The 26,020-nt window shown below is 71.8% G+C and carries 20 protein-coding genes and 4 pseudogenes; 16 read left to right on the forward strand and 8 right to left on the reverse strand.

What is annotated here, in order from left to right:
- Window positions 1–521 (reverse strand): annotated as a pseudogene (locus ACFXI4_RS24040) (hypothetical protein); the annotation flags it as partial.
- Between the two features lie 217 nt (window positions 522–738).
- On the opposite strand from ACFXI4_RS24040, the gene ACFXI4_RS24045 reads away from it, so the two are divergent.
- Together ACFXI4_RS24045 and ACFXI4_RS24050 are read left to right on the forward strand one after the other, a co-directional pair.
- A complete protein-coding gene (locus ACFXI4_RS24045; protein ID WP_362722073.1) occupies window positions 739–1,245 on the forward strand; it encodes a helix-turn-helix domain-containing protein in 507 nt (168 codons plus the stop codon).
- A gap of 161 nt (window positions 1,246–1,406) precedes the next feature.
- Entirely contained in the window at window positions 1,407–3,527 is a 2,121-nt protein-coding gene (locus tag ACFXI4_RS24050) for an MMPL family transporter (RefSeq protein ID WP_384994243.1), read from the forward strand.
- A 50-nt stretch (window positions 3,528–3,577) separates the two neighbouring features.
- Here ACFXI4_RS24050 and ACFXI4_RS24055 read toward each other — a convergent pair whose 3' ends face one another.
- Entirely contained in the window at window positions 3,578–4,114 is a 537-nt protein-coding gene (locus tag ACFXI4_RS24055; RefSeq protein ID WP_384994246.1) for a TetR/AcrR family transcriptional regulator, read from the reverse strand.
- Between the two features lie 75 nt (window positions 4,115–4,189).
- Between ACFXI4_RS24055 and ACFXI4_RS24060 the strand changes: the two genes are divergently transcribed.
- Window positions 4,190–5,239, forward strand: coding sequence for an aldo/keto reductase (locus ACFXI4_RS24060; protein ID WP_384994248.1), 1,050 nt, complete (start codon window positions 4,190–4,192; stop codon window positions 5,237–5,239).
- 65 nt (window positions 5,240–5,304) lie between these two features.
- Window positions 5,305–6,327: an SDR family oxidoreductase gene (locus ACFXI4_RS24065; protein ID WP_384994250.1), complete on the forward strand. Its 1,023-nt coding sequence runs from the start codon at window positions 5,305–5,307 to the stop codon at window positions 6,325–6,327.
- Window positions 6,328–6,503: 176 nt separating this feature from the next.
- Here the strand turns inward: ACFXI4_RS24065 and ACFXI4_RS24070 are convergent, their stop codons facing one another.
- Both ACFXI4_RS24070 and ACFXI4_RS24075 read right to left on the reverse strand, forming a co-directional pair.
- Complete coding sequence (locus ACFXI4_RS24070) at window positions 6,504–8,129, reverse strand: CehA/McbA family metallohydrolase (protein ID WP_384994252.1); 1,626 nt, start codon at window positions 8,127–8,129, stop codon at window positions 6,504–6,506.
- A gap of 271 nt (window positions 8,130–8,400) precedes the next feature.
- Window positions 8,401–8,601 carry a hypothetical protein gene (locus ACFXI4_RS24075; protein ID WP_384994416.1) on the reverse strand — a complete coding sequence of 67 codons (201 nt, stop codon included), beginning with the start codon at window positions 8,599–8,601 and terminating at the stop codon, window positions 8,401–8,403.
- Between ACFXI4_RS24075 and ACFXI4_RS24080 the strand changes: the two are divergent.
- A pseudogene (locus tag ACFXI4_RS24080) lies at window positions 8,528–9,244 on the forward strand (zinc-binding dehydrogenase); the annotation flags it as partial. The gene ACFXI4_RS24075 and the pseudogene ACFXI4_RS24080 sit on opposite strands and share 74 nt — an antisense overlap.
- 79 nt (window positions 9,245–9,323) lie before the next feature.
- Window positions 9,324–10,175 (forward strand): annotated as a pseudogene (locus ACFXI4_RS24085) (aldo/keto reductase).
- Window positions 10,176–10,229: 54 nt separating this feature from the next.
- Here the strand turns inward: ACFXI4_RS24085 and ACFXI4_RS24090 are convergent.
- Window positions 10,230–10,868, reverse strand: a complete 639-nt coding sequence (locus ACFXI4_RS24090; protein ID WP_384994254.1) for an HD domain-containing protein — start codon at window positions 10,866–10,868, stop codon at window positions 10,230–10,232.
- A 134-nt stretch (window positions 10,869–11,002) separates the two neighbouring features.
- Here ACFXI4_RS24090 and ACFXI4_RS24095 point away from each other — a divergent pair, with 134 nt between their 5' ends.
- Window positions 11,003–11,977, forward strand: coding sequence for a GlxA family transcriptional regulator (locus ACFXI4_RS24095; RefSeq protein WP_384994257.1), 975 nt, complete (start codon window positions 11,003–11,005; stop codon window positions 11,975–11,977).
- A 192-nt stretch (window positions 11,978–12,169) separates the two neighbouring features.
- Window positions 12,170–14,242, forward strand: a complete 2,073-nt coding sequence (locus ACFXI4_RS24100; RefSeq protein ID WP_384994259.1) for a glycosyl hydrolase family 28-related protein — start codon at window positions 12,170–12,172, stop codon at window positions 14,240–14,242.
- A gap of 630 nt (window positions 14,243–14,872) precedes the next feature.
- On the opposite strand, the gene ACFXI4_RS24105 is transcribed toward ACFXI4_RS24100, so the two are convergent.
- A complete protein-coding gene (locus ACFXI4_RS24105; protein ID WP_384994262.1) occupies window positions 14,873–16,051 on the reverse strand; it encodes a hypothetical protein in 1,179 nt (392 codons plus the stop codon).
- Between the two features lie 783 nt (window positions 16,052–16,834).
- Here ACFXI4_RS24105 and ACFXI4_RS24110 point away from each other — a divergent pair.
- The 3 genes from ACFXI4_RS24110 (at window position 16,835) to ACFXI4_RS24120 (ending at window position 19,057) form a co-directional block, all read left to right on the forward strand.
- Window positions 16,835–17,443 (forward strand): CGNR zinc finger domain-containing protein, encoded by a 609-nt coding sequence (locus tag ACFXI4_RS24110; protein WP_384994265.1) that lies wholly within the window; start codon window positions 16,835–16,837, stop codon window positions 17,441–17,443.
- 153 nt (window positions 17,444–17,596) lie between these two features.
- Complete coding sequence (locus ACFXI4_RS24115; RefSeq protein ID WP_384994268.1) at window positions 17,597–18,262, forward strand: hypothetical protein; 666 nt, start codon at window positions 17,597–17,599, stop codon at window positions 18,260–18,262.
- Between the two features lie 174 nt (window positions 18,263–18,436).
- Window positions 18,437–19,057, forward strand: coding sequence for a sigma-70 family RNA polymerase sigma factor (locus ACFXI4_RS24120; protein ID WP_384994271.1), 621 nt, complete (start codon window positions 18,437–18,439; stop codon window positions 19,055–19,057).
- Between the two features lie 106 nt (window positions 19,058–19,163).
- On the opposite strand, the gene ACFXI4_RS24125 is transcribed toward ACFXI4_RS24120, so the two are convergent.
- Window positions 19,164–19,379, reverse strand: a complete 216-nt coding sequence (locus ACFXI4_RS24125) for a heavy-metal-associated domain-containing protein (protein ID WP_384994274.1) — start codon at window positions 19,377–19,379, stop codon at window positions 19,164–19,166.
- A gap of 326 nt (window positions 19,380–19,705) precedes the next feature.
- On the opposite strand from ACFXI4_RS24125, the gene ACFXI4_RS24130 reads away from it, so the two are divergent.
- From ACFXI4_RS24130 to ACFXI4_RS24150, 5 genes and pseudogenes are all read left to right on the forward strand, one after another.
- A complete protein-coding gene (locus ACFXI4_RS24130; protein ID WP_384994277.1) occupies window positions 19,706–19,978 on the forward strand; it encodes a hypothetical protein in 273 nt (90 codons plus the stop codon).
- Window positions 19,975–22,272 (forward strand): heavy metal translocating P-type ATPase, encoded by a 2,298-nt coding sequence (locus ACFXI4_RS24135; protein ID WP_384994280.1) that lies wholly within the window; start codon window positions 19,975–19,977, stop codon window positions 22,270–22,272. The genes ACFXI4_RS24130 and ACFXI4_RS24135 overlap by 4 nt, the downstream gene beginning before the upstream one ends.
- A 302-nt stretch (window positions 22,273–22,574) precedes the next feature.
- Window positions 22,575–22,991 (forward strand): annotated as a pseudogene (locus ACFXI4_RS24140) (glycosyltransferase); the annotation flags it as partial.
- An 858-nt stretch (window positions 22,992–23,849) separates the two neighbouring features.
- Entirely contained in the window at window positions 23,850–24,263 is a 414-nt protein-coding gene (locus tag ACFXI4_RS24145) for a cytidine deaminase (protein ID WP_384994283.1), read from the forward strand.
- A gap of 55 nt (window positions 24,264–24,318) precedes the next feature.
- The gene (locus ACFXI4_RS24150; protein ID WP_384994405.1) at window positions 24,319–25,383 is read left to right on the forward strand and encodes an MqnA/MqnD/SBP family protein; all 1,065 of its coding nucleotides are present in this window, start codon (window positions 24,319–24,321) and stop codon (window positions 25,381–25,383) included.
- Window positions 25,384–25,426: 43 nt separating this feature from the next.
- On the opposite strand, the gene ACFXI4_RS24155 is transcribed toward ACFXI4_RS24150, so the two are convergent.
- A complete protein-coding gene (locus ACFXI4_RS24155; protein ID WP_384994286.1) occupies window positions 25,427–26,002 on the reverse strand; it encodes a GNAT family N-acetyltransferase in 576 nt (191 codons plus the stop codon).
- Between the last annotated feature and the right edge of the window lie 18 nt (window positions 26,003–26,020).

Here is a 26,020-nt window from a genome sequence, read left to right on the forward strand (position 1 = left end):
CCCGCCCCGCCCCAATCGACAATCATATCACCCCGCCCCGGCTGGGTCGGGGGGGGGGCCCCCACAGCACCGCCGACGCGCGGCCCCGCGACCGGCGCCGGTCGCGGGCCCGGCTGGTCCAGGCCGTCGAGGTCGTGTCCGGTGGCGAGCCAGGCCCGTACCGTGACGTGGGGTTGCCCGGGTGCCGGCCGGGCCGGCGTGCGTCCGTCCTGGGTGGCGAAGACGTCACCGGTCAGGCGCAGAGACGTCACCGCTCGGCTCCCGGCCGCCAGCACGAAGCAGCGGCCCTTCGGCGACCGCCGGCCGGTGGCGGCCACGACGTGCTGCCCGAACCGGCTGCACGCGCCGGTGGACCGGGCGCCTGCCACCGTGCGCACCGGCTCGGCCGGGCCGTCGCGGCTCGTACGCAGGCCCACCCTGACATCGCCGGGGCCGCGCCACGAGTCGGCGCGGGCGCAGGTCCACACGGCCTGCCCGCCGCCGTCGGGCAGATCCTGCCCGGCGAAGTCCCACGCGTTCACCGCCCGTACGCCCGCCCCGCGCAGCTTCGTCAGCGCGCACGCCTGGTGCGCCCGGGCCGGCAGGGCGGCGCCGCCGGTGGCCTCCCGGGGCTGCGAGTGAATCCGGTACCGGTCACCCCCCCGGCCCGTGACCTGCTTAGGCCTGGACCGGCCCGGGCGTGTCGCCCGCCCGCCGCCATGGGCCGGGACTGGCCGGAGGCTTCTATAGGCTGGCCGTGTGACCACAGCGGACGACCAGCAGCGGCGCCCTTCGGCGGCCGGACCCTCCGGTGGGGCGGCGGGGACGGAACTGCACACGCTCGCCGTCCGGTTGCGCCGGATGAACGGTGAGATCAACCGGCTGGTGCACGGTTTCGCCGGCGAGCAGGGTCTGCACGCCACGGACGTCCAGGCGCTCGCCGCGATCCTGGACGCCGAGGACCCGATGACCCCCGGACGACTGCGCGCGCACCTGGGCCTGACCTCGGGCGCCGTCACCGCCTGCCTCGACCGGCTCGAACGGGCCGGGCACATCCGCCGGGTCCGCGAGAGCGCCGACCGCCGGGTGGTGCACCTGTACTACGCGGCCGACGCCAGGGCCGCCGCGCGCAGTTACTTCCGGCCGCTGGCCCAGGCGGCGGAAGCCGCCCGGGCCCGCTTCACCGACGAGGAACTGGACGTCGTGCTGCGCTTCCTGGCGGCCATGAACGAGGAACTCGTCCCGGTCAGGTCCCCCGGCGCCTGACCGTCCGGGCGAGGAACCGCTCCGCGTCCGTCGCATCCGGCGGGGCCCCGGGCGCGGAAGAGGTGGCGTCACCCACGATCGTCCGGCGGTCTTATATCTTGATGATTGAGATTGTTTTTCCTTGAGATATCTGTCGTCCCCGTCCGCGTTCCAGGAGATCCATGTCCCTCACCTCGCGCCGAGCCCGCTTCCTCGTACCGCTGCTCCTGCTGCTCGTCTGGCTGGGCGTCGGCGGGACCCTCGGCCCCTACGCCGGCCGGCTCGGCGAGGTCGCCACCAACGACCAGGCCGCGTTCCTGCCGCGCAGCGCCGAGTCCACCCAGGTCGTCGCCGCCCGGCAGGAGCTGCGGCAGGACGAGACGCTGCCCGTCGTCGTCCTGTGGACCGCGGGCACGGGCGGGTCGGTGCGGGACCGCAAGGCCACCGCCACCCGCGCGCTCGCCTCCCTCGCCGGAACCCCCGGCGTCGTCGGCCGGGCGTCGCCGGCCCTGCTGTCGAAGGACGGTGCCGCCCTCGAAGGCGTGGTGCAGCTCCGGCCGGACCTCGGCGACCGGCTGCCCGGCACCCTCGACCGGGTCCGTGCGGCGGCACAGCGCGTACCCGGTGTCACGGTCCAGCTGGCCGGACCGGCCGCCGCCCAGGCCGACCTGGCCGACGCGTTCGCCGGCATCGACGGACTGCTGCTCGCCGTCGCCCTGGTGACCGTGCTGGTCATCCTGCTGCTCGTCTACCGCAGCGTCCTGCTGCCGCTCGTCATCATCCTCGGTGCCGTGTTCGCCCTGGGCCTGGCCTGCGCGATCGTGTACGTCCTCGCCGACCACGACCTGGTCCGGGTGGACGGGCAGGTGCAGGGCATCCTCTCGATCCTGGTCATCGGCGCCGCAACCGACTACGCCCTGCTGATCACCGCCCGGTTCCGGGAGGAACTCGCCGCGCACGCTGACCGGTTCGCCGCCGCCCGGGCCGCGCTGCGCCGCTCCTGGGGAGCGGTCGTGGCCAGCGCCGCGACGGTCGCGCTCGGCCTGCTGGCGCTGCTGCTCAGCGACCTCACCAACAACCGGGCGCTCGGACCCGTCGGCGCGATCGGCATCGTCTGCGCGGTCGTCTCCGCGCTCACGTTCCTGCCCGCCGTGCTCGTCCTGCTCGGGCGGGCCGCGTACTGGCCGGCCGCACCCCGCCCGGCGGACGGCCCCTCCGGCGGGCACGGAGTGTGGCGCCGCGTGGCCGCGCTCGTCGACAGGTCGCCCCGCAAGGTCTGGGCGGTGTCGCTGGCCGGCCTGCTGCTGAGCGCCGCGTTCGCCCCGACCCTGGTCTCCAGGGGTGTCGCCCTCGACGAGACCTTCGTCGACGACACGCCGTCCGTCGTCGCCCAGCAGACCCTGGCCCGGCACTTCCCGGGCGGCTCGGGCAACCCGGCCGTCGTCATCGCCAGGGCGGACCGGCTCGACCGCGTGCTCGCGACCGCCCGTGCCACCGGCGGCGTCGCCTCGGCGGCCGCGGTCACCGCGTCGGGACGGCCCGGCGACGACCCGCAGATCACCGGCGGACGGGTGCGGGTGGACGTCACGCTCGACTCCGCCGCCGACAGCGAGGCCGCCGAGCGGAGCGTCGTCCGGCTGCGCACCGCCCTGCACGCGCTGCCGGGCGCGGACGCGAAGGTCGGCGGCTACACCGCCCAGCGCTACGACACCCAGCGCACCGCCGTGCACGACCGCACGCTGATCGTGCCCGTCGTCCTCGCGATCATCTTCGTGATCCTCACCGTGCTGCTGCGCTCGCTGCTCACCCCGGCGCTGCTGGTCGCCACCGTGGGCCTCAACTTCCTTGCCACGCTGGGGGTCTCCTCGCTCGTCTTCCGCCACGTGTTCGGGTTCACCGGCACGGATCCCTCGGTCCCGCTGTACGGCTTCGTGTTCCTGGTGGCGCTCGGTGTCGACTACAACATCTTCCTCATGTCACGCGTCCGTGAGGAGACCCTGCGGCACGGCGCGCGCGAGGGCGTGCGGCGCGGGCTGGTCGGCACCGGCGGCGTGATCACGTCGGCGGGCGTGGTGCTGGCGGCCACCTTCGCCGCGCTCGCGGTGATCCCGCTGACCTTCCTGGCGCAGATCGCGTTCATCGTCGCCTTCGGCGTTCTCCTCGACACCCTGGTGGTGCGGTCCCTGCTGGTGCCCGCGCTCGTCCGGGACCTCGGAGAGGTGGCCTGGTGGCCGGGCCGTCCCGGTGCCGGCCGCGTGCACGGGCCGCGTACGCCGGAACCGGAGGGAACCCGAGTCGCCTGACGTCCCGGATGCGGCCCCGCCGGCGTGGCGGGGCCGCGGCGCCGTGCCGGCTACCGGGGCGTGCGCAGTCCGTCGAGGATGAGCGCGAGCATGTGGGGTGCGCGGTCCTCGGGGCTGGACGCGGCACGCCACAGCGCGCCGGTGAGCTGGAGGAAGTCGCCGGGGTCGGCGTCCGTGCGGATGCTTCCGTCCCTCTTCCCGGCGTCGAGGAGCTCGGTGATCGCGGTGATGACCGGCCCGTAGCTCCGCTCGGTGATCGTCTGGTGCGCGCCGGGGCTGAGGGCGTCGCCGAGGCCGTGCTTTCTGCGCATGGCCTCCACGAGGTCGGTCGTCCAGTGGCGCAGCGCTTCCAGGGGCGGCATCCCGTCCAGCAGGTCGGGCACGGTGGCGACGATGCGTGTCACCTCGTCCTGGTAGACGGCCAGCACCAGAGCCTCGCGCGTGGGGAAGTTGCGGTACAGGGTGCCCGCGCCGACACCCGCGCGCTGGGCGACCTGGTTCATCGAGGCGCCGCCGTCCTTGGCGAATGCCTCCCGGGCGGCCGCGAGGATGCGTGCCCGGTTCTCCCGGGCGTCTGAACGGACCACAAGACCTCACTTGCTAAGTGGAGAACTCTCCATTACGTTATCCGGAGAGTTCTCCACTTATTTTAGAGGGGCATCATGCGGTACATCAAGCTCGGCACCACAGGCATGGACGTGTCACCGATCGCGATCGGTGCCATGACCTACGGCGAACCCGACCGCGGGCACCCCGTCTGGTCGAAGGGCGAAGAGGACGCGCGCCCGCTCGTCAAGCACGCGCTGGACGCGGGGATCAACTTCTTCGACACCGCGAACATGTACTCCAACGGCTCCAGCGAGGAGATCCTCGGCCGCGCGCTCAAGGACTTCGCCGACCGCGACGCCGTGGTCATCGCCACGAAACTGCGTCACCCGATGCGGGTGGGGCCCAACGGCCGCGGTCTGTCACGCAAGGCGGTCATGACCGAGGTCGACCACTCGCTGCGCCGCCTCGGCACGGACTACATCGACCTGTACCAGATCCACCGCAACGACCACGCCACCCCGTGGGAGGAGACGCTCGAGGCGCTCAGCGACCTCGTCAAGGCGGGCAAGGTCCGCTACCTCGGCGCCTCGTCCATGCACGCCTGGGAGTTCGCGAAGGCACTGCACCTGCAGAAGCAGAACGGCTGGGCGCGGTTCGTGTCCATGCAGGACCACTACAACCTGCTCGCCCGCGAGGAGGAGCGGGAGATGATCCCGCTCTGCCTGGACGAGGGCGTCGGCACGATCGTCTGGTCTCCGCTCGCCCGCGGCCGCCTCGCCCGTGCCTGGGACGACGCCCGCTCGACGGCGCGCTCCGAGGCGGACGGAGCGTACGCGGACAGCCTGTACTCGCCCGAGCAGGAGGCGTCCAACCACGCCATCATCGACGCGGTCGGACAGGTCGCGGACGCCCACGGCGCCAGCCGCGCCCAGGTCGCGCTCGCCTGGCTGCGCCGCCGGCCGGTCGTCACCGCACCGCTGGTCGGCGCCGGCTCGACCCGGCAGATCGACGAGGCGGTGGCCTCCCTCGACATCGAACTCACCGACGACGAGGTGCGCGCCCTGGAGGCCCCGTACACCCCACGCCACGACTGGCAGGGCGTCTCCGACGAGGCCGAGATGGAAGCCATCCGCAAGCGCGTGCCCGGCATGGCACTCGCATGAGACCCCCCGCCCGCACGATGCGCGAACCGAAGGCACAAGAGACACCGAAGGCACAAGAGACAGAGATGACACGGGTACTGGTCACCGGCGGAACGGGATTCATCGGGAGCTGGTGCGTCCTGGCCCTGCTCGAAGCCGGGCACACCGTACGCACCACAGTCCGCGACCTGCGGCGTGAGCCGGCACTGCGCTCCTGGCTCCACGCGGCGACGCCGTTCGGCGACGACCGTCTCACGGTCGTACGCGCCGACCTCGAACACCCCGACGGCTGGGGGGAGGCCGTCGCCGACTGCGACTTCGTCCTCCACGTCGCCTCGCCGACCCTGCGCCGTACGCCGGCGAACGACGACGAGCTGGTGACCCCGGCACGGGAGGGCGTCCTGCGGGTACTGCGTGCCGCACGCGACGCCGGGGTGCGCCGGGTGGTCCTGACGAGCGCGTTCGGCGCCGTCGGCATCGGACATCCGCCACGTTCGACCCCGTTCACGGAGGAGGACTGGACCGACGTCGACGCCGACATCCCGCCCTACCAGCGGTCCAAGACGCTCGCCGAGCGCGCCGCCTGGCAGTTCGTCGCGGACGAAGGCGCTGGACTGGAACTGACGGCGGTTCATCCCGTAGGAGTCCTCGGGCCCCTGCTCGGCCCCGACGACCCGCCGTCCCTGCGTCTGGTGCGCAGAATGCTGGAGGGCCAGGTGCCCGCGTGCCCTCCCTTCGGCATGGGCTTCGTCGACGTCCGCGATGTCGCGGATCTGCACCTGCGCGCGATGACCGATCCGGCAGCCGCCGGCGAGCGGTTCCTCGCGACCGCCGGGCGCGGCCTGCGCGTCATCGGGATCGCACGCATCCTCCACGACCGTCTGGGCGAGCGTGCCACGAAGGCACCGACCCGTGAGATGCCCGTGTGGCTCGCCCGCGCGCTGAGTGCCGTCAACCCGGAACTGCGACTGCTCAGGCACCAGTTGGGCAAGGATCTCGACGCCACCAGCGCCAAGGCGGAGCGCCTTCTGGGGTGGCGGGCACGACCGATCGAGGACACCGTCGCGGAGACAGCCGAAAGCCTCCTCGCCCACGGCATCGGGAACTGACCGGTGCGTCGTCGGGCTCTTGTCCGCGACGGGTTCTCCACCGACGACGGGCTGCTGGGCCTGCTGTCCGGCTCGGTCCGCCGGCACCACGACGGTGAACCGGGCCGGCGTTCCTCCCACCGAGCGGCCGTGGCCGCGGGGTTCCGCGAGCGGAACCCCGCGGCGTCAGGCGTCCGTCAGTGACGGTTCGGCGTGAGGAAGATGGGGTTGGTCAGGGCTGCCATGGGGCCGAACAGCAGGGCGTCGCCCATCGTGTTGCCCTGCCCCGGGGAGCCGTTCGCCATCGGGTGACGTACCTCGGCACGGACGTAGGCGGCCAGGGAAGCCGTCGTACGCCACACCACCGTGCCCTCGCCCGCGGCGTCCACCGACTCCTGGTGCATCTGGCCCTCGTCCGTGATGAAGCGGACGGTGCCGTTGGGGACGCCCTTCACGTCCAGCCTGATGTCCACGGGAGCTTCGGCGGGTACCGTCAGCGTCTCGCCGATGCCGGCCTGGCGCGCGTTCCCGCTGGCGGTGAACGTGAGCTGGACGGCCGAGGACTCCGCGATCCAGCTGCGTCCGGCGCGGATGCCGTCCATGACGGCGTCGGTGCTCAGGTCCTCGGCGAGGACGACGTTGTGCGGCAGGCCGATCACCTGCGGCTCGCTGTGCGCGTCGCTGTTGCCCATGGCGGGGACCCACCGCCCGCCCGAGCGGACGGCTTCGCCGATCTTCTGGTCCCAGGTGCTGATGGCGTGCTCGTCGTCGTACGTCCACGGGCCGGTCCACACCTCGGTGGCGTCGGCGTCGTCGAAGCCGAACTTCCACTGGCTCGCGACGTAGGCGCAGTACATGTGGGCCGGGACCACGAGACCGCCGCCACGGCGCACCTTGCGCGCGAACCGGGGGAACGCGTCGTCACGGTTGCGGTAGCGCCAGTCGATCCAGTCGCCGGCAGGCAGGCCCAGAGCCAGCCAGTGCCCGTTGCGGGTGGTGACCTCCTCACCGGTGATGATCAGCAGGTCGGAACCGGCGAAGTCGCCCCATACCGCGTGGGCGGAGGAGGTGTTGTGGTCGGTGGAGACCATGAAGTCCAGGCCGGCGGCGCGGGCTCCCGCCGCCACCTCCACGGGCTGACGCTTGCCGTCGGAGTGGACCGTGTGCAGGTGGCAGTCTCCGCGGTACCAGGCACGGCCGCGTCCCTTGGCCCGCTGCGGCGGGTAGTTGCGCGGGGCGGCGGGGCCGGCCGGGCCGTACGTCAGGGTGATCTGCACCTGGTAGTTCAGCCCCTGCGGTGCCACCTGGTAGGGGCCCAGTACGACGTGCCAGGTGCCGTGGCCGACGGGTCCGGGGAGATAGCCCGGTGTGGCCTCGCTGTTGCTGATCTCGAACGAGGTCCGGGCACCACCGGACCATCCGCGGAAGCCCCGGCCGCCGAGCGCGACACCGTGCTCGTCGAAGACGCCGATGTCGCACGAGTTGCCCGGCGTGCCCGAGGGGACGGCCGGCTTGTCGTAGGAGTACGACACGGTGATCTTCTGTACACCCTTGGGTACTTCGACCGGCAGGTAGACGAAGTCCGCCACACCGGTGTCCAGATGCCCGCTGACGGTGCGGGTCACTTCGCCCGTCCCTGGTGGCGTGCTCCGCACCGATGCGTCCGCGCTCTGCGCGAAGGAGACCGACTCGAGGGTGAGCGCCGCGGCACCGGCTGCGGCCGCGGCCAGGAACCGGCGGCGCCCGGGCGCGCTCGTCGCGTCGTCGCTCTGCTCGACGTGGAGGACGTCCACCTCGTGTTCGCAATGTCCGTCAAGACACATGTGCCCTCATGGTGTGTGGTCGCTACATGGATTCGCGTCGACTGTTCCGGGGCGTCGTGAACGGCGGATGAGCAATGGACGACCGGATCGGCAATTGCCGTAGGAACATCCACGGCCGTGGACCCGTCCGGACCGTCCGGTTCCCTCCGCGTCGATCGGAGGTAACCGGACCACCGGTGGCGGCGCGGCTCCACCCCGCTCCGGTGATCCCAGCGCCGGACGCGCGGCGGCAGGCCCGCCGTGACCCGTTCCCTCACCGCAGACGTACGCCTCATGCCCTTTCGGCGACGCCGTCGAGGTCGGCCCATGCCTCGTCGGGCAGGGCGGCTTCGCTCCAGCGGGCGGCGGCCGCGACCTCGTCGCCGGAGCGGAAGCCCGCGACCACACAGGCCACCTCGGGACTGCGCAGGGGGAGGAAGGGTGTCGACGGCGGCCAGGGGGAGGCGGCGCGCGTGCCGCTGGCCGACGGCACCCTCGTCAAACTCCCCGTCGGCGTCGACGACGCGCTCATTCCTTGCCTGCTCACCCTCTCCGGCGTGCTGGGCACCGGCCACCACGCCGCCGTCCGCGGCGGCGTGCGGCAGGGCAGCACGGTCACCGCGATCGGGGACGGCGCGGTCGGCCTCCTCGCCGTCCTCGCGTCGAAGCGGCTGGGAGCCGAGCAGATCGTCCTCATGGGCCGGCACCCCGCCCGCACCGGCCTCGGCCGTGTCTTCGGCGCCACCGACGTGGTCGCCGAACGCGGGGAGGGCATCGAGAAGGTACGCGAGGTCAACCGGTGGCGGCAGCCCCGTCGTCATCGGAGCGGTCGGGCACCGGCCCGCCTACGAGCAGGCCTACGGAGCGGTCCGCCCCGGCGGCACCCTCAGCCGCGTGGGCGCACCGCAGTACGAGCAGGCCCCGGTCGGCTTCGGCAGCCTCTTCGGCCACAACATCACCCTGACCGGAGGTCCCGCCCCGGCCCGCGCCTACATCGACGAGCTCCTGCCCGACGTACTGGAGGGCCGTATCGAACCCGGTCGGGTCTTCGACCGCACCGGCGGCCTCGACGCGTCCCGGAGGGCTACCGGGCCAGGGACGCGCGCGAGGCGCTGAAGGTGCTGGTGCGGCCGTGAACGGCAGGTCCCGGACCGACCGGGTGGCCGGCGCGGCGGGCGTGCCGCGGACCCTCACCCTGAACACAACGGCGTGGAGATGCCCGCCCTCGGGCTCGGTGTCTTCCAGACACCGCCCGGCGAGACCAGGGACGCCGTCACGGCCGCGCTCGAACTCGGATACCGGCCATCGACACCGCCGCGGCCTACGGCAACGAGCGCGAGGTCGGCCAGGCCGTCCGCGACTCCGGCGTGCCACGCGACGAGCTCTTCATCGAGACCAAGATCTGGAGCAGCGACCACGGATACGACGAGACCCTGCACGGCTTCGACAAGAGCGCCGCGAAGCTCGGCGTCGACCGGATCGACCTGCTCATCCTGCACCAGGCACTCCCCTCCGACTTCGACCGGACCGTCGCCGCCTACCACGCCCTGGAGAAGCTCCTGGCCGACGGAAAGGTCCGTGCCATCGGCGTCAGCAACTTCATGGCCGGCCACCTGACCGCACTGCTCGGCGCGACGCCGGTCGTCCCCGCCGTCAACCGGCTGGAGATCCACCCCCTACTTCCGGCAGCGCGCCGTCCTCGGCTTCGACGACGAGCACGGCATCCTCGACCAGGCGTGGTCCCCCATCGGCGGGATCACCTTCTACCCGGGCTACGGCCAGGACCGCAGGAGCGTCCTGCTGGACCCGGTCGTCACGCGCCTCGCCGGAGCGCACGGCAGGAGCCCGGCCCAGGTGCTGCTGCGCCGGGGGCTCCAGCAGGGCCGCTCCGTCATCCCCAAGTCCACCCGCCGCGAGCGGATCGCCGAGAACATCGACGTCTTCGACTTCGAGCTCACCACCGATGAGCTCGCCGCCCTCGACGCACTGGAGACCGGCCGGCGCGGCGGCCCCGAGCCCGAAGCCGTCACGCTCGCCGCCTACGGCCGCGCCATCCCCGAGGCATGAGGGAACCGGATGCGGCCTCCGGGGGAGATCTCGTTTCGGCTGGGTTCCGCGGCCTCAATTCGGCCAGGGTGCGTTCATCACACGCTCGACCATCGTCGGGCTGCGGAAACCCGGGATGAAATGTTCCAGCACGTCCGCGTTGACGGTCCCGTACGTCGTGTCGGGACGATCCTTCAGTCCGTCGACGAACGCCCGCAAGAAACCTTCCTTGAATTGTCCGCGCGGATGAGCGGCGACGATCTCGTCCACTCGGCCGCCGTCCAGTCGCTCGAGCCCCCAGCCGATCGCGTCCGTCAGGACGCCGTAGTTCGTGGCGGCCGCCTCCGGGCCCATCCGGCCGGGAATCCCCGGGGTGGTGTGCAGTGCGATCGCCGTCCAGACCACCTCCGCGGCGCTCTTGGAGAAGCCATGGTCGATCAGGAACCGGTAGGCGTGGTCGGCGCCGTCGACCTCGAAGCGCTGCTCGACCTCCGAGAACGGGGTCGACAGCCCCGTGTCGTGGAACATCGCGGAAATGTAGAGCAACTCCGGATCCGGCCGCAGACCGAGTGCGCGGGCCTGCAGAGAACCGAACAGAAATACTCGCCGGGAGTGGTGGAAGATCAGTGGTCCGGCCGTTTCCCGAAGGAATTCGGTGGCCTCCGTCACAGCCGCCGTCTCGGGAATTTCCACTGCTGCGATGATGTCGGTCATGATGTTCGCGCTTTCGGTGTGATCGTGCGGAGCGGGCTGTTCGCCTCATCTCCACGGTGCCGATCGCGCGGCCCGCGCCGCCACCCCGGCACGGCCATGAACCACTCGAATCCGGACACCTGGGGAACGGGACAGTGAGCTCCGCACCGCATCGGGTCGCGATCCTCGTCTACGACGGGGTCGCACTGCTGGACGTCGCCGGTCCCGCGGAGGTGTTCGGGGAGGCGAACCGGCTGGGTGCCGACTACCGGATCGCCCTGCTGTCGGCGACCGGCACCGCCGTCACCTCCTCGACCGGCATCCGGATCGCCGTGGACGGCAGCCCGGCCGCCGAACCGGACCCCGACACCTTCGTGATGCCGGGCGGGGCCGTCTATCCCCGGGCGCCCGTCACCCGCGAACTGACCGACGCCACCAGGGAACTGGCGGGCCGCTCCGGCCGGGTGGCGTCCGTCTGCTCGGGGGCGTTCGTCCTGGGCGCCGCCGGCCTCCTGGACGGCAAGCGCGCGACCACCCACTGGAAGATCGCGGGCGAACTCGCCGAGCGCCATCCGCGGATCCAGGTCGAACCCGACGCCATCTACGTCCGCGACGGCACCACCTACACCTCGGCCGGCGTCACCGCCGGCATCGACCTGACGCTGGCCCTCGTCGAGGAGGACCATGGCGCCGACGTCAGCCGGGACGTCGCCCGCGCCCTGGTCGTCTATCTGCAACGCGCGGGCGGACAGTCGCAGTTCTCGGCACCGCTGCAGGGGCCGCCGCCCCGGTCCCCGGCCCTGCGGACGGTCGTCGACCTGGTGACGGCGGATCCCGGAGGCAACCACTCGGTCGACGAACTCGCCGGGCACCTCCACCTCAGCCCCCGCCATCTCACACGCCTGTTCCGGGAGGAGCTGTCCACCACACCCGCCCGGTACGTCGAGTCCATCCGCTTCGGCATCGCCAGGTCCCTGCTCGACCAGGGGCACACCGCGACCCGTGCGGCCTCCCTGGCCGGGTTCCCGAGCTACGAAAGCCTCCGCCGTGTCTTCGCCCGGGAGCTCTCCGTCGCTCCCGCCGCCTACCAGCGCCGCGTCAGTACTGCCCGCCGTGATGCCCCGGGGTAACCCGAATCCGCAAGGAATCGACAATCACTTGCAGGATTCTTACTGATCGATGGAAAGAAGTGTCCACCATCTTGTCCGGCCGTCCTGGCGCACCCTAATGTCCCGGTACGCAGCGGCACGGCCCGTTCCCGCCGTCCCGCCGTGCGCCGAGCTGCCCTCGGTGACCTCCGCTCCCAGAGAAACGAGAATCCGATGGCGCGGTACACCCACCACCTGTCTGCCGTGCGGCTCGGGGACCGTACGCGAAGACCGGCGCGGACCCTCGTCGCGCTGACCACGGCCGTCGCCGGACTCGTCCTCGGGCTCGGCGCTCCGGCCCCGGCCGCGACGGCGCACGGTGTCCGGGCGGGCACCCCGGTGGTGACCCGCGCCGGGCTCGACCCCGCCCTCGTCGCGGGGCGGGGCGCCGCGGTGGATTTCGACGAACAGGAGGCGGAGAACGCCGCCACCGACGGCACCGTCATCGGCCCCGACCGTACCGCGTACACACTGCCCTCAGAGGCATCCGGCCGCACCGCGGTACGCCTGAAACCCGGCCAGTACGTCGAGTTCACCCTGCCGCACGCGGCCAACGCCCTCACCGTGCGGTACAGCATCCCCGACGCGCCGCGAGGCGGCGGCATCACCGCGCCCCTCGACGTCTCCGTGGGCGGCGGCCGCCGCACCACGATGACCCTCACCTCGCAGTACTCCTGGCTCTACAACCAGTACCCGTTCAGCAACGACCCCCAGGGCGACCTGCTGCACCCCGACTGGTGGATCACCGAATGCGGCTGCGTTCCCGCCGCCACCAGCCCGACGCCCGCCATCGACAAGCCGTTCCGGCCGAGCCACTTCTACGACGAACAGAGACTGCTGCTCGGCAAGCGGTACGCGGCCGGTGACACCGTCCGTCTCACCGCGCCCAGGAACAGCACCGCGGACTGGACCGTGATCGACCTGCTCGACACGCAACTCGTCGGCGCGCCGCACGTCGAGAAGCACGCCGTGAACGTCGTCGCGTTCGGCGCCGATCCCACCGGCCGGCGGGACGCGGGCGGCGCCTTCGACCGGGCCATCGCCTACGCCGGGAGACACCACCTCAAGGTGTACCTGCCGCCGGGCACGTACCAGGTGAACCGTCACATCACCGTGGACGACGTGACGATCGTCGGGGCAGGCAGCTGGTACACGATCGTCAAGGGCCACCAGGTCACCCTCGACACCCCCGCCCCCGACGGCTCGGTGCACACCGGCGTGGGCTTCTACGGCAAGGACGCCGCGGACGGCGGCAGCCACGACGTCCACCTGTCCGGCTTCGCCGTCGAGGGCGACGTACGCGAACGCATCGACACCGACCAGGTCAACGCCCTGGGAGGGGCCCTCGGCGATTCGACGATCGACGGCCTGTACCTCCACCACACCAAGGTCGGTATGTGGTTCGACGGCCCGATGACCCGGCTGCGTGTCACCCGTACCGTGATCGCCGACCAGATCGCCGACGGCCTCAACTTCCATACCGGGGTTACCGATTCGAGTGTCTCCGACACCTTCGTGCGCAACACCGGCGACGACGGTCTGGCCATGTGGTCGGAGAAGACGGGCGACGCGCGCAACGTCTTCTCCCACAACACCGTGCAGACCCCGGTCCTCGCCAACGGCATAGCCCTGTACGGCGGCACCGACAACACGGTCACCGGCAACCTCGTAGCCGACCCCATCAGAGAGGGCAGCGCCATCCAGGTCGGCTCCCGGTTCGGCGCCGAGCCCTTCGGCGGACAACTGAGGATCACGGACAACACGACAGTCAGGTCAGGGCCGTTCGAGCTCAACTGGAAGATCGGCCTCGGAGCCATCTGGTTCTACGCCCTGGAGCGGGACATCGACGCCGACATCCAGGTCACCGGCGACCACTTCCTCGACAGCACCTACAACGCGGTCATGCTGGTCTCCGACTTCCCGGTCAAGGACAAGTACGCGATCCGAGGCGTCCGTTTCAAGGACATCCGCGTGGACGGCACCGGTACCTCCGTGCTCAGCGCCCGCTCCGCCGGCTCGGCGTCCTTCGAGAACGTGGACGCCCGTAACGTCGGCGCGGTCGGCGTCAACAACTGCGGATCCTTCAACTTCCCCGCCTCCGGTTCCGAGTTCACGGTGAGCGACCTCGGCGGCAACGACGGTGGCGGCACGACCGGTCCCTGGCTGGCGTCCTGGGAACTGCCGAACACGATCACCTGCGACGACCGGCCCCCGGTGATCCCGCCGGCGGCCCCGGCGCCCTGGTGAGGCACCACGGGTGAGGTCCGCACACCATCGACGACGCGGCGTGCCGGCGGGTCCCGGCGGCACGCCGCGTCGTTCCGGGCGGCGACGCGCGCCGGAACCCGACCCGGTCAGGACCCGGACGGAGGCTCTGTTCGAGGAACCGGCGCCCGGCCACCCGCTGCCGCGTCTTCAGAAGGGGACGGCCAGTCCGGCCTCTCGCAATCCGGCCGACGCCCTGCCCGTGCATTCGGCGACCGAGGCCCCGTCGGCCCTCGACCCGCCATCCAGGGGCCCGCCGGAGGCCGGGAACGTCCAGGCCGGCTGACCGTCACGCATCCGCTCCGCGTCGACCCGGATCATCACGTCATCGACGCCGCTGTCCGGATCCGCCTTGGGCCGCCGCCCCCCTTGGCCATGGCCACCGACCACCTCTTTCTCCCCTGCCGGGGGCGGAGCGGCCGATGCCGCGGTACGGCCTCCCTCCTCGTGCAGGCGCTGGAAGGTGCTGAGGCAGGTGCGCGTCCGCCGGACCGCCCCCGCGTCGTCGGGCTGGTCCCTGGTACCGCAGGCGTGCTGTGTTCGGGAGTCGGGTCGGCCACATGCACCTGAAAGCGGAGCTCGGCTGTCATGGAGCGTGCCTGCCTCTTGGTCTCATGCCCGTGAAGTGACGACGGTCGCACGCAGGGGCGCGGCGTCGGTCACCGGGTACGGACCGACCGGTGCGAAGCGGTCGGCGTCCGCGTCCGCGCCGGCCCGGTGGGCCGTGGGTGTGTCGCCGGTTGTGGACCGGTGCCCTGCGGGCAGGTCGTCTGCCGTCTGGGCCGGGGCCGGGGCGGCGGGCGCCGGGCCCTGTCCGGTGGCGCGGAAGGTCAGCAGAACCGCGGAACCCGCGGCCCACAGGACGAGTGTCGCCAGCGGGGCGAGGACGTGTGAGCCCTGGAAGTAGCTGAGGTCGGCGACGGCGCGGACGGCCGCGCCCGGCGGCAGCAGCTCCGACAGGATCCGGGCTCCGCCGGGCATGAGGTTGATGCCGATGGTCGCGCCGCTGGTGGAGTTGCCTACGGTCAGGAGCAACAGGGTGGCGACGGGGATGCCGAGCGGGCCTATGTAGGTGGCCAGCATCTTCGTGGTGAAGGCCGCGGCCGCGGCCAGCAGCGCCAGGACGAAGGCGAGAGGGAGGAACGGGGCCGGGACGGCTCCGAGGACGGGGCCGGCGATGGCCGCCGCGACGAGGCCCGACGCCGCGGCGAAAGCGGTCATCAGGGTGAAGCGGTGCCGCAGGTGGAGCAGGTTGCTGAGGCCCACGACGTTCTGGGCGAGGGCGAAGCCGGAGAGTGTCACTCCGAAGGAGACGTAGAAGCCGGCCAGGCCGCGGGCGTCGTACCGTTCGAGCGGCACGACGTCGGAGACTCTGAGGTGCCGGTCGGCGCCGTGTGCGTAGGCCGTGGCCAGACTGGTGACCGCGGAGGTCGTCGAGAGGCCGTTGGCGCTCGCGACGTCGAGCTTGAGGTCCCTGGCATGGGCACCGGCGCCGAGCACGGCCACGACATCGCGGTGACGCAGTGCGTCGCGTGCCTCGGCGGGGGTGTCGCCGCGCCGCACGTCGATCGAGTCGCCCAGGGCCTGCTGGACCTTGTCCGCCAGCTTCTGACCCGTCACCGCCACGGGGATCCGGTGGGGCTGGGGATCGCGTGTGAGCCCGATGTAGCAGGTGACGAACGCCGAGACGATGACCAAGCCGATCAGGAACGGCTGGAGCCAGAGGCGGACGGGATAGCGGCGCTTGTGCCGAGGGGGGCGGGGCTGGGGATGCACTCCGGGTTTCTCCATGACTGGTGACGGAACGGCGGCAGTGAGAGTGAGGGGGACAGGACGATGTGGTCGGCGCCCGGCCAGGTCAGGACGTCGCTGAACGGGGACCTGGGGATGCCCGGGGCCGGTCAGCGGCCCTCGAAGTCGACGGCGGGCCGAGGCTGCTTCGCCTTGAGGGCCCTGACGGCGCAGGCGAGCCTCCTGGTGACGTCGTCGGTCGTGAACAACGGCATGGCGGTGTCGGACATCGCCTCGTCCGCCGCTCAGACGCCACCGACGGCTGGGTCGCTCGGCGACCCGGTGGACCCCACCGGGCAGGGTGTGGCGTCGAGTTCCGCGGCGTCAATGATCATCTTCGGACCTCCATCGGGTTGAGGCGCGGTCCACGTCGGAGAGGAGTGGCTCGCACGACGGTGCTGAGCACCTGTCCTCAAGGTGCAAATGTTCGTGCGACAGAATCGTATTCCTTTCAGATATGTCGCATCGATGCGATGCTCGCCACGGTCCTGATCGCGAAGGTGCCGCTCAACGGCGGATTCCCTTGGGATCCGGGCTCGGGGGAGGGCGCCTGTGGTGCGTAGAATGCGACATGTACATGCATTCTTTGTGTCTGTTGTTTGCTTCGGTTACCTTCGAGTGGAGCTCGCGGAAGTCGCATGGATGGTCGGCCGACCTGGCCGGCCGGGGAGCGCTGCGGGCCCGGCCGGGTCCGTCAAGCGCTGAGCGCTACACTGGAACGTGTAATAACTGAATAGGTCATGGCTATGTTGGCATGACCGCAGTCACCGAAAGAGACCCGCGATGTCCTGGACCGCGACGGCCCGATACGGCCTGGCGCCCGCCCCGGGCGGGCTGGCCTTCGTGCAGGACCTGCTCAACACGCTGTCCGCCGGCAGGCCGCGCGAACCCGACCTCCTGCAGACCGCCGACGACGCCCGGGCCTGGCTCGACCAGGCGCTGCGGAGCTGGAGCGCGGCGACCCACCGGCCCGCACCCACCGTCGAACTGACCGCCGAGGACGTGCGGGGGCTCCTGGGCTTCCGTGAGGACCTGGCCCGGAGCCTCCACGCCCAGCACGAAGGTGACACCGCTCCGGAGCCCGCCCCGGTGGCCTCGCTGCTGACCCTGCCCACGGCCTTGCGGCTCGACGAGCACGGAACCGTCCGTGCCGAGCCTCGCGGTACGGGATGGCGGCAGGCCGCGTCACTCGCCCTCATCGAGATCCTCCAGGCGCAGTGCACCGACACCCTGCGCCGCCTGAAGACCTGCCGCAACCCCCGCTGCCTGACCGCCTTCTACGACCGCTCCCGCAACAACAGCGGCGTCTGGCACGACGTCCATGTCTGCGGCAACGCGGCCAACCTGCGCAACTATCGTGCCCGCAAGCGGGCCGGCGCCGACCAGGCCTGACGGTTGGCTCTCCTCTAGGAGTCGGGCCCGAGGGTGCTCGAGTTCCAGGCAGCTCACGTGATCCAGATCACATGCTGTGGATCGGGTGGGAACGCCTGTGGGTTCCGTGCGGCAGCCCCGCCGTCCGGATTCCGGGTGCCAGGATGTGGCGCCATGACAGCAGGGTGGCGTTCTCGCGCGTTGCGGGCCGCGGTGTTCGCGGTCGTGTGCGTGCTGCTTGCCGCCCTGGGCCACGTGATGATGTCCGGCGGCGAGGCGCCCGCGTGGGCGCTGGCGGCCGGGGTCCTCGCGACCGGCGCCGTGGGCTGGTGCCTGACGGGGCGTGAGCGGGGGATGCCGGCGATCGTCGCGGCCGTGGTCGCCGCCCAGGCGCTGCTGCACGAGGGACTCTCCTTCGCGCGACCGGCGGCCGGGGCGTTCGTCCCCGCGGACTCCATGAACATGGGTGACCCGCATTCCATGAGCATGGGCCTGATGCGCGGGGGCTCCATGGGGATGGCCCACATGGATCACCTTGACCATGTGGGCCGCTCCCTGGCCGGGGCCTCGCCCTCGCCCGGCATGCTGGTGGCCCACCTGGCGGCGGCACTGCTGTGCGGACTGTGGCTGGCGTACGGCGAGCAGGCCGTCTTCCGCATCACGCGCGCCGCCGCCGCATGGCTGACGGCGCCGCTTCGTCTGCTGCTCGCCCTGCCCGCGGCCACTCATCACCCGCCCGCGTGCCCGGGCGGACGCCATGCGGACCGGGCGCCCTGTCTGCTCCTCCTCGTCCACGCGATCACTTCCCGGGGCCCGCCGCTGACGGTTGCTGTCGTCTGAGGACAGCCGGCTTCCCGGGGCACCACTCATGGCGTGTGCCTCGGGCCACGGCCGTACGACCGCACACCGGCGCAGTGTCGCCGCCGTGCCGTAGGCCGTTCCCCCACTTCACCGGACCTCGCTGGGCTCTCGTGCGCCCTGGTCCGGATCACGGTCGACCGAGAAGGACACCAGGTGATCACCTCTGCCCTGCCCGCGCGTACCAGGAACGGCAAGACGGCGGCGCTCGACGAATCGATCACCGCGTGGGCGCTGGCCGCCCGACGCGGCGACGCCGACGCGGTCGAGCGGTTCGTGGGCGCCCTGCAGCGGGACGTCCAGTGTTACGTCGCCCAGTTGTGCGGCGATCCCCAGGCCGTGGACGACCTGGCGCAGGACACGTTTCTGCGGGCGCTCGGCAGCCTGCACCTGTTCGAGGGGCGCTCCTCGGCCCGCTCCTGGCTGCTGTCCATCGCCCGCCGCGCGGTCATCGACAGCTACCGGTACGCCGCCGCCCGCCCGCGCCGGAGCGACGTGCCGGACTGGCAGCTGGCCGTCGAGCTGGCACAGTCCCGCGACCTGCCGGGCTTCGACGACGGCATCGCGCTGCTGGACCTGCTGGCCGCACTGCCCGACGAACGCCGTGAGGCGTTCGTCCTCACCCAACTGCTCGGCCTGCACTACGAGGAGGTGGCCGGCGTCAGTGACTGCGCGATCGGCACGGTCCGCTCCCGGGTGGCCCGTGCCCGCGCAACCCTCATCGACCTGCTGGAACAGGCTGAGGCGACGGAGGAGCCCGCCGCTCTCGCGGGCTGAGGGCAGGCGCGACGCCGACGCACGCACGCGTGCGGTCTGCGGAGAAGGCCGGACAGGAGCGGCTGGCGGGCCCTGTCCGGCCTTCCCGGCGCGAGTGGCGCGTAACTCAGGCGGCGACCGTGCCGGCGATGCCGTATCCGGCCTCGACGATCGCTGCGCGGATCCGGCTGTCGTCGAGGCCCGTTCCGTGCACGGTGACGGACCTGGCGGCGACGTCGACCACGACCTCGCTCACTCCCGCGACCTCGGAGACCCCTTTTCTGATGCTTGACGCGCAGTGCTCACAGCTCATGCCGGTGACGTTGTACTGCCTCTGTGCCATGGCGCAACTCCTCGATGCCAATGGGGGTCTGGATGGTCCACGGACGTATGGGGTCAGACGTTCAGCCCCCTTCCGTCACCACAACAGTCGGTTGGGCGGAGCCGGAAGTTCCGGAGCGGCTGTGCCGGTGCCGGAACGGAGCACGAGGGGAGGACGCCTCCACGGCGCCGGGCCGGCTGCGGGCTGTTCGTTCACCCGGCCCGATGTGTGTCGTACGTCACGTTTCGATGCGGGAACTCGATGTTTCGTCCGGCCGACTACTGAAGCGTCACGGCATCAGCTGCCGTTTCGCGTACGACGGTTCGATGCGACCAGGAAGGTCGAGCATGGCCGAGATCCGACAACCGTCCCACCCTGTCGGCGTGACCGCCCGCAGGCTGCTGCCGCCCCCGGCGCTGTGCGGCTTCCTGCTGCTCCTCGTCCTCGTGTTCTCGGCGTCCTACGCCGCCGGATCGGCCGCAGGACCGGTGGCGCCCGGCATGCACGGGACCGGGACCGGGAGCGGCGGAGGAGGCAGCGGCGGCGACGGTGGTGGTGGCGGGAGTCAGGGCGGCGGCATGGAGGACATGCACGGGATGACGGACGGGAGCGGCCGGTGACGGCGGGCGAAGCGCTGACCGGTCTCGTGGTCACCGACCTCACCGTCGGCGGGATGACCTGCGCGGCCTGTGTGCGACGGGTGGAGAAGAAGCTCGCCAGGCTGGACGGCGTCACGGCCACCGTGAACCTCGCCACCGGCGCGGCCCGGGTCAGCCACCCCCAGGGCGTCGCGCCGCAGGAACTCGTCACCGCGGTCGAACAGGCGGGCTACCAGGCCGCCCTGCCCGCGCCGCCCGTCCAGGAGGGCGAGAGGTCGGCGGACGCGGACGTTCCCGAGGCCGCCGACCGGCAGGAGCGCGAGCGGCTTCTCGTCACCGCGCTGCTCGCCGTCCCCGTGCTGGTGCTGTCGATGGTGCCCGACCTTCAGTTCCGCAACTGGCAGTGGCTGTGCTTCGCGCTGGCGGCCCCGGTGGCGGCGTGGAGCGCCTGGCCCTTGCACGAGCGTGCACTGCGCGGACTGCGCCACTCCGCCGCCACCATGGACACCCTGGTCTCGCTGGGTGTGGTGGCGTCCTTCTCCTGGTCGGCGTACGCGCTGTTCCTCGGGGGAGCGGGAGAGGCGGGGATGCGGATGCCGTTCAGCCCGCTGCCGTCCGCGTCGGACGGTACGGCGCACGTCTACCTGGAAGCGGCGGTGAGCGTGCCGCTGTTCGTGCTGACCGGGCGGTACCTGGAGGCGCGGGCACGCCGGGTGACCGGGGCGGCCCTGCGGTCGCTGGCGGACCTGGCGGCCAAGGAGGTCTCCGTCCGCGACGAGCACGGCGAGCGGCACGTACCCATCGGGCAGTTGAGGGCCGGGCAGGTCTTCGTCGTGCGCCCGGGCGAGCGCGTCGCCACCGACGGCCGGGTCACGGAGGGCAGTTCCGCCGTGGATCTGTCCCTGGTCACCGGAGAGAGCGAACCGGTCGAGGTGGGCCCGGGCTCGGCGCTGGTCGGCGGGGCCGTCAACGCCGGCGGGCTGATTCTCGTACGGGCGACGGCCGTCGGCGCGGACACCCAGCTCGCCCGGATCACCCGGCTGGTCACCGAGGCGCAGGCGGGCAAGGCACGGGCGCAGCGACTGGCCGACGCGGTGGCCGGAGTGTTCGTACCGGTGGTGCTGACGATCGCGGTGACCGTCCTCGGGTTCTGGCTCGGTGCCGGTGCCGACCCGCAGGCGGCGCTCACCGCCTGCGTGGCCGTCCTCGTCGTGGCGTGCCCCTGTGCGCTGGGCCTGGCCACCCCGACCGCCCTGATGGCCGCCACCGGACGCGGGGCGCAACTGGGCGTGCTGGTGAGCGGTCCGCGGACACTGGAGGCGCTCCAGCACGTGGACACGGTCGTCCTGGACAAGACCGGCACCCTGACCTCCGGTCACATGACCGTCGTCCGGGTGGCCACCGTGCCCGGCGGCCCGGCACCGGAGGAACTGGTCCGCCTGGCCGGAGCGGTGGAGCAGGGCTCCGAGCATCCGATCGGACGGGCGGTGACGGCGTACGCGCGCCGCTCGGCGAACGAGGAGCCACTGCCGGACGTGGTCGGATTCACCGCTGCCGCGGGTTGGGGTGTCACCGGGCGCGTGCTCGGTCGTGCGGTCGAAGTCGCCGTACCAGAAGGGGAGTTGCCGCCCGCGCTGGCCGAGGCTCTGGCCGCGGCGGAGGAGGAGGCGTACACGTCCGTGGTGGTCCGGGTGGACGGCCGGGCCGCGGCGCTGCTCGCCGTCGGCGACCTCGTACGGCCCGGCAGTCACCGTGCCGTGGAGCGGCTGCGAGGACTGGGCATCCGCCCGGTGCTCGCCACCGGGGACCGCGAGGCTCCCGCGCGGGCGGTGGCGCAGGCACTCGGGATCGACGAGGTGCACGCCCGCTGCTCCCCGGAGGACAAGGCCGGCCTGGTCCGACGGCTGCGGGAGGAGGGCCGCCGGGTGGCGGCCGTCGGCGACGGTGTGAACGACGCGGCCGCGCTCGCCGGCGCCGACCTGGGCATCGCCATGGGCAGCGGCACGGACGTGGCCATAGGGGCGGCCGACCTGACCCTGGTGCGCGGCGACATCGAGGCGCTCGTGGACGCCGTACGGCTGGCCCGGCGCACGCTCGGCACCATCCGCGCCAATCTGCTGTGGGCCTTCGGTTACAACGTCGTCACCGTGCCCCTCGCCATGGTGGGACTGCTCACCCCCATGCTCGCCGCCGCCGCGATGTCGGTGAGTTCCGTTCTGGTGGTGGCCAACAGCCTGCGGCTGCGCGGCTGGCAGCCGGCGCCGGACGGCGGCCGGGGGCGCGGAGCACGGTCAGGGAAGGCGGCGGCTCTGTGAAGTGGACGAAGACGGTGCTCGGTGACCGACGGCGGCTGAGGGACGGCGCTCGCCGTCCTTGTTCCCGTCGCGGCGTGCATCGTGGCACTGGCGGGCCTGACCGCCTGGGCCGGAGCCGGCAGGGCGGGCAGTCCCGCACGCATGACAGTCACGGACGGACGCGTCCTGTCGCCGTCCGCCGGGGCGGCGCAGACGGCCGCGTTCTTCCGCATCGGTAACGAGGGCGGCTCGGCCGCCAGCCTGATACGCGTGACCTCGCGCGACGTCCCCGGCGGCATAGCGCTTGCCCGGCACCGTATGACCGCGGCCGGGCCGGCCTGGAGGCGACCGACGACCAGGACGACTGCTTCGTCGTGGGCGAGGCCAATCAGCAGGCGCTGTTCACCAGGGTCGCCGCCGTCGTGCATCACGGCGGGGCGGGCACCACGACCACGGCCGCCGGCGCCGGAGCACCCCAGGTGGTGGTGGCCCAGGCCGGGGACCAGGCGTACTGGGCCGGCCGGGTGGCCGAACTGGGCATCGGAGCGGCACACGACGGCCCTGCCCCGACCGTCGAGTCCCTGTCGGCCGCGCTCGGCACGGCCCTGGAACCCGGGGTCCGGGCGCGGGCGAAGGCGGTGGCCGCCGCGGTCGTCACCGACGGAGCGGCCGTGGCCGCGCGCCGACTGCTCGACCTGGCCGGGCGGGCGAGGCCACCGAGGCACGCGGGACGCACGTGACTCGACAGCCTTGGTGACGGTTCGAGCGACGCGCACCGGGAAACGGACGGGGTGCGTGCGCAGTACGAGCCTCTGCGGGAGCTGTTCAGCGAGCGTATCGACCGACACCCACGTGGCATGTGGCGGGAGCTTTCGTGATCGGCGGGCCGTGAGTCTCGTGCTCGCGGCGTTCGTGTATCCGGGCAGGTTGGGCGCCAGCGCGGCCTCCGCCTCGCACGACCCCGTCATCGCCCAGACGCCGTGGGGTCCGCGGGCCGAGTCGGACCGAGACTTCGTCGTGAAGGGCCGGGCTGCTGGACTGTGGGAGTACCCGGTCGGCCAGATCGGTCTGCAGAAGGGCACTTCGAAGGCCGTTGTCACCGCGAGTCAGCACCTGGTCGACGGACACTTTCGCACTGGACACCACCTGCCGCAGGACCGCACCCACGCTGAACATCTCCCCGCCCGGTGTCGCGAGCCCTCAGCAGCAGGGATTCGTGTTCACGCTGACGGCCGACAACGGCGAGCAGGTCGACACGGATCTCGCCAACATCCCGCTGATGACACACGGATCGATTGTCAACACGGTGGCGAAGATCCGCTCCACCCCGAGAACACGCTCGTGCGTGCTCCGGCGGACCAGTCCGCCTACGCTGCCCGCGTCCGACCTGACTCCCCCTCCGCTCCGGTGGACTTCGGCGCGGTCGCAGGAGGTGAGGCCGCGGGTGGTGCGGCTCCCGGCCCCGGTCCGACGACCGGCTGAGCCTGGGCCAGCCTCATGAGCGGCCTCTCATGAGGCGTTTCCGGACCGCCGATATTCGCTTGCACACCGTTGCCGGTCGGGTCAACGTCGCCTGACACCTGACGAAGGCGGAGAAGATGACCACGCTGACCCACCTTGTCGACCACGAACTCATCGAGGCCGCGGCGCACCTCGCGCGCACGCGCTGCCGGGGCGACAACCACACCATGGCGGCCGCGGCCCGGGCCCGGGACGGGCGGATCGTCACGGCCATGAACGCCTACCACTTCACCGGGGGACCGTGCGCGGAACTGGTCGTCATCGGCGCGGCGGCCGCCCAGGGCGCCTACGAGCTGGTCACGGTCGTCGCCGTGGGCGACCGTGACCGGGGCGTCGTCCCTCCATGCGGCAGGTGCCGCCAGGTTCTTCTCGACTACTTCCCCGACATCGGGGTCATCGTCGGCACAGGAGACCGGGTCCGAACCGTCCGCATCACCGACTTGCTGCCCGAAAGCTACGTCTGGGGCGCCCACCAGCCCGACGCCGGGTAGACCGTACGCGGGGGGCAGGAGGCGGATTCCGACGTACTAGCCTGTCGGCGTGGAGATCTCTCACGTAGCTCGTGTCCCGCACGAGCCGGGGAAGCGGCCGCGGGTCGGGCACATCCAGTTCCTCAACTGTCTGCCGATCTACTGGGGCCTGGCCCGCACCGGCAGTTTGCTCGACCTGGAGTTGACCAAGGACACTCCGGACCGGCTGAGCGGTCTGCTGGTCGACGGGACCCTGGACATCGGTCCGATCGCCTGCATGGAGTACCTCAGGCACGCAGAGGACCTGGTGCTGCTCCCGGACATCGCGGTGGGCAGCGACGGGGCGGTGACCTCCTGCCTGATCGTCAGCAAGGTCCCGCTGGGTGAGCTGGACGGGTGCCGGGTCGCGCTGGGCTCCACCTCGCGCTCGTCGGTACGTCTGGCCCGGCTTCTGCTGGAGGAGCGGGAAGGGGTCCGCCCGGAGTACTTCACGTGCCCGCCGGACCTGCCGGTGATGATGCAGGACGCGGACGCCGCGGTGGTCATCGGTGACGTCGCGCTGCGCGCGTACCTTCACCAGGCCGAGGAACTCGGACTGTTGGTGTACGACCTGGGCGAGATGCGGAAGGTGTGGACCGGTCTGCCGTTCGTCTTCGCGGCCTGGGCCGTCCGCAGGGACTACCTGGCGCGGAACCCTCGCATCGTGCGTGAAGTGCACCGGGCTTTCGTGGAGTCCCGGGACCTCTCGATGGCCGAAGTCGACAAGGTGTGCGAGCAGGCCGCCGGGTGGGAGGCCTTCGACGAGCAGGCGTTGCGCCACTACTACACCGAGGCCCTCGACTTCTCCTTCGGCGAACGCCAGCTTGCGGGTGTCCGCGAGTTCGCCCGGAGGGTCGCTTCGGACGCGGGGTTCGACCCCGGTTCGCCCGGCACCATCGACACCGGTGCGTGGGATCCGCTGGGCGAGCGGAAGAAGGCCGAACTGTTCGCCAGGCTCTCCGCGGGCAACCCCACGGGCCGCATCGGCACCCCCGAGGACGTGGCCCACGCCGTCCTCTTCGCCCTGACGAACACCTTCCTGACCGGCACCTGCCTGGCCGTCGACGGCGGCCAGCCCCTCAGGGTGGCCACGGGCACATGACCCGCAGGCCGCGCGGCACCACGCCCTGCCGCCCCGCGACCGGCTACTGCTGCTCCCACTGCTCCTTGGTGATCTCGTACCGCACGCCACCGTGCTCGGACCCCTCGACCATCTCCATGTCGGGGGGAGTGGGAATGGTCTCCACGAGCGTCATGGCGAGCTTCTCCATGACGTTGCGCGAACCCCGGTTCACCACCATCGTCTCGCCCCAGACCACGCGCACGTCGAGATCCGTGAACGCCTTGACCAGCAGAGCCCGCGAGCCTTCGGTGGCGTACCCCTTGTCCCAGGCCGCCTGCCTCAGGCGGTAGCCGAGTTCGGCCTCGTCCGGCGGTCCCTGCGGCTCGGGGCGCAGGCAGAACCAGCCGATGAACGCGCCGCTCTCCTTCTCGTGCGCGGCGAACAGCCCAAGACCGCCGCCCCACTTCCGGTAGCCGGCGATGATGTTGGGCAGGTGGCGTTCGCGGACGATCTCCGGAGCGGTCGGACTGCCCCCGGTCAGATAGCGCATCACCGCGGCGTCGCTGTCCAACTCGATCAGCAGGTCCGCGTCCTCGGCGGTGAAGCGGCGCAGGGTCAGGCGCTCGGTCTCCAGGTAGGTGTCCACAGAGTGGATCATGCCTAGCCTTCGCGGCCG

Origin of the sequence: Streptomyces sp. NPDC059224, assembly GCF_042754285.1 — a bacterium.
Lineage (GTDB): Bacteria > Actinomycetota > Actinomycetes > Streptomycetales > Streptomycetaceae > Streptomyces.